The sequence below is a fragment of the Mesorhizobium sp. WSM4312 genome (genome assembly GCF_002294875.1).
Lineage (GTDB): Bacteria > Pseudomonadota > Alphaproteobacteria > Rhizobiales > Rhizobiaceae > Mesorhizobium.
The window spans coordinates 190,477-202,619 of the sequence record NZ_NSFU01000010.1; the positions used below are offsets into that span (position 1 = coordinate 190,477).

General features: G+C 61.3%; 8 protein-coding genes and 2 pseudogenes. 8 read left to right on the forward strand and 2 right to left on the reverse strand.

What is annotated here, in order from left to right:
* Positions 1–9: 9 nt before the first annotated feature.
* From sctV to CK228_RS18705, 3 genes are all read left to right on the forward strand, one after another.
* Positions 10–2,172 carry a type III secretion system export apparatus subunit SctV gene (gene sctV / locus CK228_RS18695; protein WP_095788787.1) on the forward strand — a complete coding sequence of 721 codons (2,163 nt, stop codon included), beginning with the start codon at positions 10–12 and terminating at the stop codon, positions 2,170–2,172.
* Between the two features lie 102 nt (positions 2,173–2,274).
* Positions 2,275–3,576, forward strand: a complete 1,302-nt coding sequence (locus tag CK228_RS18700; protein ID WP_245438063.1) for a type II and III secretion system protein family protein — start codon at positions 2,275–2,277, stop codon at positions 3,574–3,576.
* A 69-nt stretch (positions 3,577–3,645) separates the two neighbouring features.
* Positions 3,646–4,041: a hypothetical protein gene (locus CK228_RS18705; protein ID WP_245438064.1), complete on the forward strand. Its 396-nt coding sequence runs from the start codon at positions 3,646–3,648 to the stop codon at positions 4,039–4,041.
* A 185-nt stretch (positions 4,042–4,226) separates the two neighbouring features.
* Here the strand turns inward: CK228_RS18705 and CK228_RS18710 are convergent, their stop codons facing one another.
* On the reverse strand, positions 4,227–5,030 hold the full coding sequence (locus tag CK228_RS18710) for a tetratricopeptide repeat protein (RefSeq protein WP_095788790.1): 804 nt from the start codon (positions 5,028–5,030) through the stop codon (positions 4,227–4,229).
* Positions 5,031–5,115: 85 nt separating this feature from the next.
* On the opposite strand from CK228_RS18710, the gene CK228_RS18715 reads away from it, so the two are divergent.
* The 3 genes and pseudogenes from CK228_RS18715 to CK228_RS18725 all read left to right on the forward strand — a co-directional run.
* Positions 5,116–6,156 (forward strand): EscU/YscU/HrcU family type III secretion system export apparatus switch protein, encoded by a 1,041-nt coding sequence (locus CK228_RS18715; protein ID WP_095788791.1) that lies wholly within the window; start codon positions 5,116–5,118, stop codon positions 6,154–6,156.
* A gap of 692 nt (positions 6,157–6,848) precedes the next feature.
* Positions 6,849–7,111 (forward strand): annotated as a pseudogene (locus tag CK228_RS18720) (pyocin activator PrtN family protein).
* Between the two features lie 5 nt (positions 7,112–7,116).
* Positions 7,117–7,264 (forward strand): annotated as a pseudogene (locus CK228_RS18725) (LysR family transcriptional regulator); the annotation flags it as partial.
* A gap of 73 nt (positions 7,265–7,337) precedes the next feature.
* Here the strand turns inward: CK228_RS18725 and CK228_RS18730 are convergent.
* On the reverse strand, positions 7,338–10,187 hold the full coding sequence (locus tag CK228_RS18730; protein WP_095788792.1) for a winged helix-turn-helix domain-containing protein: 2,850 nt from the start codon (positions 10,185–10,187) through the stop codon (positions 7,338–7,340).
* A 199-nt stretch (positions 10,188–10,386) separates the two neighbouring features.
* Between CK228_RS18730 and CK228_RS18735 the strand changes: the two genes are divergently transcribed.
* The gene (locus CK228_RS18735) at positions 10,387–11,661 is read left to right on the forward strand and encodes an epoxide hydrolase (protein WP_095788793.1); all 1,275 of its coding nucleotides are present in this window, start codon (positions 10,387–10,389) and stop codon (positions 11,659–11,661) included.
* 34 nt (positions 11,662–11,695) lie between these two features.
* Positions 11,696–12,112, forward strand: a complete 417-nt coding sequence (locus tag CK228_RS18740; RefSeq protein WP_095788855.1) for an organic hydroperoxide resistance protein — start codon at positions 11,696–11,698, stop codon at positions 12,110–12,112.
* Positions 12,113–12,143: the final 31 nt, after the last annotated feature.

Consider the following 12,143-nt stretch of genomic DNA (forward strand, 5'->3'; position numbering starts at 1 on the left):
GGCTGCCTGATGACCGCGTCGGAGCGACTTCTGCAATTCCTTGCCAGGCTGTCACGCCGCAGCGACCTGATCATCGCCGTCCTGATGCTGGTTGCAGTGGTGATGATGCTCATTCCCCTGCCGACCTTTCTCGTTGACTTCCTCATCACCGCAAATATCGCCATTAGCGTGCTCATCCTACTGGCGTCGTTTTACGTTTCTCACCCGCTTCAGTTTTCGTCGCTGCCGTCGGTCATCCTCATCGCCACCTTGTTCCGGCTGGCGATCACGATCACGACCACGCGGCTGATCCTGCTGCAGGCCGACGCCGGCGAGATCATTACCGCCTTCGGCACCTTCGTCGTCGGCGGCAGCATCGCGGTTGGGCTGGTCATCTTCCTCATCATTACCGTCGCGCAGTTCATCGTGGTCGCACGGGGTGCGGAACGCGTCGCCGAAGTGGCCGCGCGCTTCACGCTCGATGCGTTGCCGGGCAAGCAGATGAGCATCGATGCCGAGCTGCGCAACGGCGATATCGATCAGGCTGAAGCACGCCGCCTGCGCCAGCAGCTGGAGCGCGAGAGCCAGCTGTTCGGCGCGATGGACGGCGCCATGAAATTCGTCAAGGGCGATGTCATTGCCGGCATAGTCATCATCCTGGTCAACCTGATCGGCGGTTTCGCCGTCGGCACGCTGCAGCACGACATGTCGCTGGGAGACGCGGCCGCGACCTATTCGTTGCTCACCGTGGGCGACGGGCTGGTGGCCCAGATCCCGGCGCTGCTGGTCGCGATCGCCGCCGGCACGATGGTGACTCGCGTCGGCAGCGCGGACGGAACGGGCGACCTTGGCCGGCAGATAACCAGCCAGCTCCTCAGGGACTCGCGAGCACTGGCCCTCGCGGCGGTGATCATGGTTGGCCTTGCCATGGTGCCAGGTTTCCCCTTTATCGTGTTCCTGGCCCTTGGCGCCTGCTTCGGCGCGGGCGCCTATGCAATCAATCGCCGCGACGCCGGTGTTTCCGAACCCCAGGACATCGGCCAGATCGCGGCGCAGGAACAACGCGGTGATTCGGCTTCGCTTTCAGCTATCTCCACCGGAACGCTGAGTGCTTCCTACCGCGTCGTCGTGCGCTTCGGAGCCGAACTCGCGGCGGCGGTTCCAGAGCCCGAATTTGCTGCGCTTGCCGACGGCGTTCGCCGCGAACTCTTCGGCGATCTCGGTGTCGACGTGCCGGTCATCGGCATGCAGGCCGACGAGATGCTCTCCCCGCGAAGCATCCGCATCGATCTGGAAGGCGCGCCCATCCTGGACGCCGAAATCCCTGCCGGCCGTGTTCTCGTCGAAGCCGACCCGACGCATCTCGATCTGCTCGAGTTGACTTACGAAAAAGCTGCTTCAATCGCCGGCCAGCGCAGGTTCGCGTGGGTCGATGACAGCCAAATATCGATACTGAAAGAAGCGGGCTTCGCTTTCGCCACACCCGCCGAAACGGCGGCCAGATGGACCGCAAATGCACTCCGGCTGTATGCGGGACATTTCGTCGGGATCCAGGAGACGCGCAGGCTTCTGTCGGACATGGAGCCGGACTATGCGGATCTTGTCCGACAGGCGCAGGAGATCGTGCCGCTGCAGAAAATCGCGGAAGTGCTTCGCCGGCTTGTCGGCGAAAACGTGCCGATCCGCAATCTGCGCCTCATCCTCGAAGCGCTGATCGAATGGGGTCAACGCGAACAGGACGTTGTCCTGTTGACGGAGTATGTCCGCACGTCCCTGAAGCGCCAGATCAGCTTCCGTTCCGCCGGCCGCAACAACATCATCGCAGCCTATGTGCTGCAACGCTCCGCCGAGGATATTCTGCGAAACGCGGTGCAAAGCACATCGTCAGGCACGTTCCTGAACCTCTCGGACGACGATGCGCAGGCCTTGGTAAGCGAAGTCGAGCGAGCCCTGTCGCACAATTCCACCGACGCCTCGCCGGTCGTCCTTGCAGCCATGGACGTGCGCCGTCACATGCGCAGCCTGCTCGCGCACAATGCGATCGAGCTTCCGGTCCTGTCCTTCCAGGAACTTGCGCAGGAATTCAACGTCCAGCCGCTGGCCACGATCACCGGCCGCAGCGGAAGAGCCGGCGGGCGCGCCCACGCGCTGCCGTCGGCTCAGGCGAAAGCCTCGCAGGAGACAGTCTCATGACGGCGGCCGGACGAATGAGGACATCTGGGGAATCAGGAGAGGAACGGCATGACGATCCACGATACAGCGGCAAGCGTCCGATCCGCAGCTGGGCGGACGGATATGCGCTGGCTCGCGATCGCGACGGCTGGCGTTTTGCTGGCCTTGTTGTTCACGATCGCAGGCTCGGCGGCGCAGAAAGCGTCGCCGCTGCCGAGCAAGCCAAGTCTCGATCTGCCGGTCGGGCAAGGACGCTTGCTGCGGTTCAATGAGCCGGTCGAATCCGTGCTGGTCGCGGACACAACGATCGCGGACCTGCAGGTCGTATCGCCAAGTTTGGTCTATGTCTTTGGCCTCAAACCCGGCCTCACCAATCTCATTGCGGTCACGGCCGATGAGCGGATCGAGGCAACCGCTCAATTCCGCGTCACGCCCGACATCACGCCCGCCAATGAGGCCAAGCACGCAATGCAGCCGAAGTCGGCGACAAATCTGCACATTTTCGGAACCCGCATCGCCATCACAGGCGAAGCACGAGGCGTCGACGAGGCAAAGGATCTGGACAATGTCGCAAGAACGTTCTCGCCGCCAGAACAGCCGCCGCTGAACAACATGACCGTGCAGGGCTCGCAGCAGGTCAACATCCGGGTCCGCTTTGCCGAAGTCTCGCGCACGGAGTTGCAGTCATACGGCGTCGACTGGTCCGTCGGCTACAAGAGCGGCGGCTTCGAATTCAACATGTTCCAGGACAATGGCGTGCCTTCGGCCAGCGATGGGAATTTTGGTCTGAGCCTCAACCAGGCGCACGGCCTCAATTTCGATGTCCTCATCGAAGCCCTGCAACGCAATGGCGTCGTCAAGATACTGGCCGAGCCGAACCTGACCGCAGTGACCGGACAGACGGCGAACTTTCTGGCTGGTGGCGAGATTCCCGTGCCTATCGCGCAGGGATCCGACGTGACCACCATTCAATACAAGCCTTTCGGCGTGTCCCTCGGTTTCACCCCAACGCTCATCGGCCGCAATCGCATCGCGCTGCACGTCCAGCCGGAGGTCAGCTCTTTATCGGATTCCGGCTCCGTAAGCGCCAACGGCTTTGCCATGCCGAGCTTCGTGGTGCGACGAGCCGACACCACGGTGGAGGTGGCAAGCGGTCAGACCTTTGCGATCGCCGGCCTTTTCCAGCAGCGAACCTCGCGCAACCTGGAGAAATTTCCGGTTCTCGGCGATGTCCCCGTGCTTGGGCCCCTTTTTCAGTCGCAGCGGTTCCAGCACGAAGAAACCGAACTTGTCATCTTGATCACGCCCTATCTGGTGGCACCGGTGCGTGACAGCCTCGCCACGCCGCTCGACCGCCCGGCTGCCAAGCGTCTCAGTCGCAAGCACGCCAACGACGCGTCATCGACCGGTCTGATCATCAAATAGCGAGAAACGACCATGATATTGCGCATCGCTTTCAGCTCCGTTTTTCCGCCGTTGTTTCTGGCCGGCTGCATGAGCAGTCCGCAACAGCGGCAGGATTACTCGCCCGGCTACAGCTATGTTTCGACCGATACCGACGACTCCGAGAAAGGCGTCAGCGGCTCCGTTCTGGCTCCCAACGCATGCCTGGCCGAACCGGCCGATGATGACAATTCGGCCGCCAGAACCAATCTGACGATCGTCTCCGGCGTCGGCTTCCACCTGCCGTCCGGCTGCGCTAATGCCTATAATCTGCAGCGCATGGCCGAAAGCCAACGCGACCTGGTCGAAGGCCGGCGCATGGGAGCCGCGCCTGCGGCGCCGACGTCGCGCGCGGCCCGTCGTTACCTCGATGGCGAGGAGGCTCCGACAGGCGGAGCCAACACAACTGCGCCGGCGACGCCGCAGACGACGCAGTCCGTCGAGTGAGCCTCTGCCAACTCCTCGCCCGCAGCACCGCTCCAGGCGTCAAGCTTGGTGCGAGATCGGCCCAGGTCTTACGCTCCGACGCGTTGGAACAGGTCACAGTTTCACGGAAACGGCGAGCCACTTCATCTCGTTGTTTCAACGCAATTCCGGACCGAAAACCGCTCCGCACTTTTCCTGGAACTGCTTCAGCCCAGGATGGAGCCGAGCGCTTTGGCCTTGGCCTGCGTGCTGCCCTTCGAACGGATGGTCCTGGCACGCGCGAGCAAGCTGGCCACCTCCTTGGTCGTCAGACCGATAGGCGGCGACCCCTTGACCTGATCGGCTTGGCCAAGAAGTCCATAGACCATCACGACATTGCGCTTCTGGTGCAATTGCGCATTGGGTGCGGCAGCAATCTTCTGCACCAGCGGCAGTGCCGCCGCGGAATTGTCTTCAAGGGCTGCCGCCAATACCATGTTGGTCTCCACGTCGAGATCGCCGGGAGCGAGTTTCAACGCCTGGGCGAAAGTCGTCTGCGCTTCGGCGGTCTGGCCGGCGAATGTCTGCGCCACGCCCAGACGGTTATAGGCAGCGCTGGTGTTGACCAGAGGCGCTGCCTGCGCGAGCGCGCGCATGCCGGCATCGATGTCGCCAGCCTCTATCATCGCCGAGCCAAGGCCGAGCATCGCCTTCCCGTCGTTGGGAGCTTTTGCGAGCGCGGCCTGGTAGGCCTTGGTCGCATCGGTCGGATATCCGGCCCGCATATAGGCGTCGCCCGCCTTGACGAACGCGCCCGCGTTGGCGTCCGGCATCGTTGCCGCACGCTGATAGAGCGCTATCGCGGTATCACTTTCCCCGCGCGCATCGATATCGTCGGCAAGCTTGATCAACCGATCCGACTGCGAGGACGGACCTTGGGCCTTCGCGTCGATCGAGGCTGTTTTGGCCGTCTGGCAAGCGGACAGCGCCAGGGCCAGGGCCACAGGCAAGAATACGACATGCAACCGCATATCCACCTCTCCGTATTCAAGCCCGGCGCCACCTTACACAGCGCATGGGCGGACTGGAACCACAACAGTGCGGTAAGATTGCAACATGGCCGAAGAAGCTGAGGAAAAGAAACTACCGGCATCCGACAAGAAGCTGCGCGACGCGCGCCGCAAAGGCCAGGTTCCGCAGAGCCGCGACCTTATCTCCGGCTTCACTTTCTTCGCAGCGCTCGCATATCTCTATTTTTCCTGGCCGATGCTCTTCAGGCACCTTTCGGAACTGGTGCAGACCGTGACCGTGACCGGCGGTTCGTTCGGGGATGTCAGCCTGCGCGCCATCCATCAATTCTTCTCGCTGCTGATACTTGCCACTCTGCCGTTGGTCGGCATCGTTGTCGTTCTCACCGCGGTCTTCGGCATGCTGGGGACGTTCGGGCCAGTCCTCTCGTTCGAGCCGCTCAAACCGCAGTTCGACCACATAAATCCAGCCAAGGGCCTGCAGAAGATCCTGTCGCTCCGCAACGTCATCGAGTTTGCCAAGGGCCTGATCAAACTGGTGCTACTGGCATGCCTCTTCGTCTTTGTGCTGATCATATGGCTGCAGCCGCTATTCGATGCGCCGGGTTGCGGTCCGTCATGCCTGGGGCCGGTGATCCAAGCAGTCCTGACGCCGCTGGGAATCGCCGCCGGCCTGGCTTTCGTCGTCATCGGCGTGATCGACGTCCCTATTCAACGCTGGCTGTTTCTTCGCGACATGCGCATGACAACAACCGAGTATAAGCGTGAACACAAGGATCTCGAAGGCGACCCCTTGATACGCCATGAACAGCAGCGGCAGCGGCGCGAAGCGGTGATACGGCCGGCGAAGCTGGGCGTGAAAAATGCGGTTATCGTCTTCGTATCCGGCGACCGGGCCGTGGCGTTGCGTTACATCAGGGGCGAAACGCCGGTGCCGACGGTTGTCGCCAAGGGTCTGGGGCGCGTTGCTAACGAGATAACAGCTCAAGCGCGCCAGGCCGGTATTCCGGCGGTCGAGGACAACGCCCTTGCCGAAGCACTCTTCGAGAACACGAACATGGGATCATATATCGGCCAGCAGATGTTTCCGCCGGTTGTTCGCCATCTCGTTCGGCATGGCCTCACTTGAGGCGGGGTTCGCCTGCAAAACTCAACGTCGACTCAGTCTTGACCTGACTACCGGCAGCGCTCGATCCACGCGGCCTTTTATCGACTCGATCATCGACCTCATCGATATTAGGCGGCACTCCCGCGAAGCGGATTCGTGCCTGAGGCGCAAAGCTGCCACTCACATTTGGACTCCTGTTGACGCGCATCATCAGGAGGGCAAACGCGCCAGGAAGTCGATGCCGGCCAAACTCGCCCCAAAAAACCGAATTTAGTGTCCCGCTTTGTCCATGAGTACCCGCAATTCGTGCTGAGGCGCGACCCAGAAAGTTCGAAAAGCTTCCAGGAATCCCAGGCCAAGTGAACGCCGGGGCGGACAATGATGTTCACGGATATCCCGGCGAACATTCGCGTTGGAGCGATCAATATCGTCGGCAGAAGAACGTCAGAAAAGGGCTACCGGCGGCTCCGTCGTGGGAACGAAAAAAGAAGAGAAGCAGAACTTTCGTGTGCGATTTTTGCACACACTGCCCCGTGAACATCTGATTTCATTTATCTATATGTCCAGTCCATCATAGGCGCAATGGCAAATTTCATATACTTGTCAATCATTTATCAGCATTATTTAAACTGCATTTAGGTTGGGCAGACTGACATTGCCGGCCTCTATGATATGTGGCTCGTTTCATTCTATTTTTCAAAGCGTAACCACCAATGTCACTCAACACCGCTTTTCTGTTCATGGCGCAATACAACGGTAAGGCTATAATTCCGCTCGATGAGGTTCGGCGCGATTTCTTTGCCACCTGACGCTCCCGAAATTTCTCCGCAAGCTCAGTTCAGGCGACATCGCCCTGCCGCTCATGCGAATAGAAACAAGTCAGAAATTTGCCAAGGGTGTCCATTTGCAGGATTTGGCAGACTACCTTGATAAGCGCAGACAGGCGGCCCAGAGGGAGATGAGCGGTTGGAACTGAGTGCACTCGTCACCTATCAGGTACTCATGCAGGGCGGAAGCCTGGCAGTTCATGGATGGCGACAAGATCGTTGCGATTCAGCCGCAGGGCAGGTTCAAGGCCGATAACGCTACGGCGCTTGCCGCTGCCGCGGCGGCAGGACTCGGCATCGCTTGACTCGCCGATTGCATCACGTATGGCTATGTGACCTCCGGAGCGCTCTCGCTCCGATTGTAGCGCAGCCAGATTAACTCTGCGTCGCGAGCAGACGTGCAGCTGACTTCAGATCAGCAGTATCCAAACCCTCAACGAAGCGCTCGAACCGCGGCTGGAGATGCGCCCGGGCGGTTTCGTGTTGTCTGCGATCGATCAGAAGGGTAGCCAGGTCGATCGCGGCGCGCAGCTCCCATCCCCATGCGCCCCAACCCTGGCTCATTTCGAGTGACCGCGTGAAGCAGGTTTCAGCCTCGTCGGTGCCAGACTGCACTGACGCCAAAACAAGGCAGCCCTTCACGCGCAGCAACTCCGGCATATAGCAGAGATCTCCGTTTGCCTCGACCGACAGAATCGTGTCGTCGAGCAGTGGGAGGGCCTCCGCGAGCCGGCCCGTGGCGGCAAGGCCTTGAACGAGGGCGACGTTGAGCGGAGTGGTGAGCAGTTCGTAGGGCGCTGCGTGGAGCTCCGCGAGACTGCGTTGCAGGCTCTCGATTCCCTTCTCCGCATCGCCTCGACGAATGGCCAGTTCTCCCTTGAAGCCTCGTCCTAGCGCCAGATACGGTCCGAGCGAGTGGGGTTCCGCACGCAAGAAGAGACGGTCTATATGCTCGTCCGCGCGGTCGAGATCGCCGACCCAAATGAACACGGAAACGGCCCAAACAAGAGCGATCGAAAGCGTCAGCGGATGGTTCAGGATCTCGGCGTCCTTGATCGTCAGCAGCGCACGTTCCACCGCCCGATCCGGATGGCCTTGCAGCCAAAGCGTTCTTGCCAGGATCGCGCCGGCGAGGATTCTTCCGTCGAAACCGAGATAGTTGGTCGTGGTCCGGCCGGAATTCGGCCCGTATCGCAATGCTGCCGCAAGCGAGGTCTGTGCGCGGCCTAGTTCTCCTTTGAGGTGAAGCGATATTCCCATCAACGAATGCGCCAATGTCGTGGAGACGGAGTCTTCCAGCGCGCCGGCAATAACGGCGCAACGCTCCGCGTAGCGGAGCGCGGTCTTGAAATCTCCCGTACGCAAATGGAACATCTGCAGTGGCCCGAGAACCTGAATCTGATCCAGCGCATCGCCGCGCTGCTCGGCAATGGAGAAGCTTCTGTTCAGCGCCACGCGTGCTGCATCCCTTCCCCCGTGCGTGAACATCAGGGAGATCCCGAGGGCCGCCTGAAGGTGCATCTCCTCGCGTCCGCTGCGCATGGAGTCGTGGAGAGCGAAAATTGCGAGGGAGGTCCAGCGATGGCACTCGGTGAGCAAGGACATCGATAGGAAAAGCGGAGCAGCGGCGGCGGCAAGACGAATGCCGAGCCTGGCATCCCCGTTGGATCCGAAACACCGATCCAGAGCACCACGCACATTGGCAAGGCCGGCGAGGTGCTGTGATCGTTGCGACGCGCTCGACAACGTAGGCCACTCATTCCCCGTATCCTCCAGCCATCGCAGACAGTAGGTCGCGTGCCGGGCGACCAGTTCCGTGAGTTCCGCATCCTGGACCTCGAACTGAAGGGCATAAGCCCGCGTCGTATCGAGCAGCCGGTAGCGCATCGTTGCACCGGCTGGCCTCGCCGCGACCATCGACTTCGCCACGAGGCTGTCGATGGCGCTGAATACGAGCGTATCGTCCACGGTCGGGCTTGTTACTATTGTCAGCGCGGCATCGATCGAAAAATGACCAACGAAAACGGCAAGCCGGCGAAGCACCAGGCGCTCGAATTCGGACAGAAGTCCGAAGCTCCAGTCCAAAGTGGCCTGAAGTGTCTTCTGGCGCGGCGGTGCGCTGCGCTGCCCCGGCCACACGAGGGCCAGGCGTTCGTCGAGAAGCATTGCGGTCTTCTGCAGGCCGTAGCTCGCAACCCGTCCTGCTGCCAGTTCGATGGCAAGCGGTACGCCATCAAGCTTCCGGCAGATGTGCGCCACGACCCCTGCTTCCGAATCGTCGAGGTCAAGACGAGCACCGCTCGCTGCTGCGCGCTCCAAGAACAGCTCGGTCGCAGGGAACGCTTGCGCGACTGCCGCGGTGGGTTCCAGATCGTCTGGCGGGTAAGCAAGCGGCGCGAGCTTATAGACATGCTCGCCTTCGACCTGGAGAGCCTCCCGGCTCGTCGCCAGGATGTGGGCCTGCGGCGCGGAAGCGAAGATACGGGCGGCCAGGTCCGCCGCCGCGACTATGACATGCTCGCAGGTGTCCAGGATCAGGAGGATTCTCTTGTCAGCCAGGTATGTAATGAGAGCGGACGTGGCGTCGTCAGACTGAAGCGACAGCCCCAGCATCGAGGCTACAGTCGGCGCAACCAGGTTGGGATCATTCAGCGCCCCAAGATCGACGAAATGCACGGCGCCCGAGAACGCATCGACCACGTGATGCCCGGTCGCCACCGCAACGGTGGTCTTGCCGACCCCACCCGTGCCGACGATCGTGACGAAGCGCGCGGCCGCCAGCTCCGCGGAAAGCGCGGCCGTTTCGTCGGTTCGCCCAACCATGCGGGCTAGTCGGCTCGGGAGGTTGGCCTGCGGGTAGCTGGCGGCGGCCTCGCTTCGCGCATCGTCGCGACCACCCGATCGCGAGACCGGCGCCACGAAGCAATAGCCCCGGCCCTTCAAGGTAGCGATGTAGCGCGCGCCGTCCTTGCCATCGCCCAACGCCTTTCTGAGATTAGCCATGTGAAACCGCAGACTACCCTCCTCGACGGTCACGTCGGGCCAGACGTTCGCCAATAAATCCTTCTTGCTGATCACCTCGTTGGAGCGGGCAGCCAAAGTAGCCAGGATATCGAACGCGCGCCCGCCCAGATCGACGGTGGTGCCTTGCCGCAAGAGCAGCCGTTCGCGGACGGCAAGCGTAAAGGGACCAAATGATATCGTGTCGCTTGCAGGTCCTATCATGACACTCCCTTGGCGGCCTGCTCATGCAGGCGACCACTCACCTATGAGAAGAACAAAAGTGGGGGCTTCGCTGCAAGCCTGCATTCGCCGACGAGCGCTAACGTTGCATCATAATGCATAACGGGCGCTTCGGGCGATCTCCTTCTATGTGTCGAAAACAGCAAGAACCTCTCTGCCGACGGACCCAAGGAGAACGACCATGCCCGCATCATCGTCATCGCTCACGCGGCGAAGCCTGCTTGCCGCATCAGCGGTGGCAGGCGCCTTGAGCCTGCTTCCCGCGAGGGCGCGCGCGAGTGCCGACATCGAAGCCGTCCATCCCTTTCGCGCCGACATTCCGGAAGAGGCAATCGTCGATCTTCGTCGACGTCTGGCAACGACGCGCTGGCCCCTGCGGGAAACCGTCACGGATCAGTCGCAGGGCGTGCAACTCGCAAAGCTCCAGAATCTCCTTCGCTATTGGATGACCGATTACAACTGGCGGAAGGTCGAAGCGAAGCTCAACGCTCTGCCTATGTTCGTCACCGAAATCGATGGCGTTGCCATCCACTTCATCCACGTCCGGTCCCGCCATGAGAATGCTATGCCGATGATCATGACGCATGGTTGGCCCGGTTCGATCCTGGAATTCATGAAGGTCATCGGTCCCCTGACAGATCCCACCGCTCATGGCGGTGCTGCCGGAGACGCCTTCCATCTCGTGGTACCGTCAATCCCCGGCTTCGGCTTTTCCGGGAAGCCGACGGAGACCGGCTGGGGCTCAGACCATATCGGCCGTGCCTGGGGCGTGCTGATGGGGCGGCTGGGTTACGACCGCTATGTCTCACAGGGCGGCGACTGCGGTTCGGTCATCTCTCATCGCATGGCGCAGCAGAACGTGCCTGGGCTCATTGGCATACACGTCAACATGCCAGGTACCGTTCCGAAAGAGATCGCGGCGATCCTCACTGCCGGCGGACCAGCGCCAAGTGATCTGACCGAGAAGGAAAGCGCGGCGTTCGATGCGCTCGACACCTTCTACAAGGACAGTTCCGGCTATGCCGCCATGATGGTCACACGGCCGCAGACCATCGGCTACTCCCTAGTGGATTCGCCGGTCGGCCTAGCCGCATGGATCTACGAGAAGCTCGCGCAGTGGACCTACAGCGGCGGGGAGCCGGAGCGGGTTCTGAGCAAGGACGAGATGCTCGATGACATCTCGCTCTACTGGCTCACTGAATCCGGAGCGTCGGCGGCGCAGATCTACTGGGAAGACCACTCCAACAATTTCAATGCCGTGGACATTGCCGATCTCCCCGTCGCCGTGACGGTGTTTCCAGGCGAAATCTACTGCGCGCCGCGAAGCTGGGCCGAGCGCTGCTACCACAACCTTATCTACTTCCACGAAGCCGACAATGGAGGCCACTTTGCGGCATGGGAGCAGCCCCTGCTCTTCACGGAGGAAGTCCGCGCGGCCTTCAGATCATTGCGCTGATCGAACATCCGATTTCATAACGGGAATGCATACCATGACGACTCAAGCGAAACGACTCTACACGGGGAAAGTGCGTACCACAGGAGGTCGGGACGGTGCTTCACGCAGCTCCGACGGCCGCTTGGACATCAGGCTCTCGACGCCTGGCGGTGCGGGCGGCGGCACCAATCCCGAGCAGCTTTTTGCTGCAGGTTGGTCGGCATGCTTCGAAGGCGCGATGGCGATCGCCGCGCGCAAGATGAACATCGTGTTGCCTGCGGATCTTGCGATCGATGCGGAGGTCGATCTCAACAGCAACGACGGCGCCTTCTTTCTCAGCGCCCGGCTCAATGTGAGCCTGCCAGGGATGGATCCCAATGACGCCAGGGCGGTCGTCGATGCAGCGCATCAGTCATGTCCCTATTCAAAGGCCACGCGTGGCAACATCGAAGTCGAAATCAACCTGATCTAGTCCCTCGGTCTTGGCAATCGCGCTGCCGCGA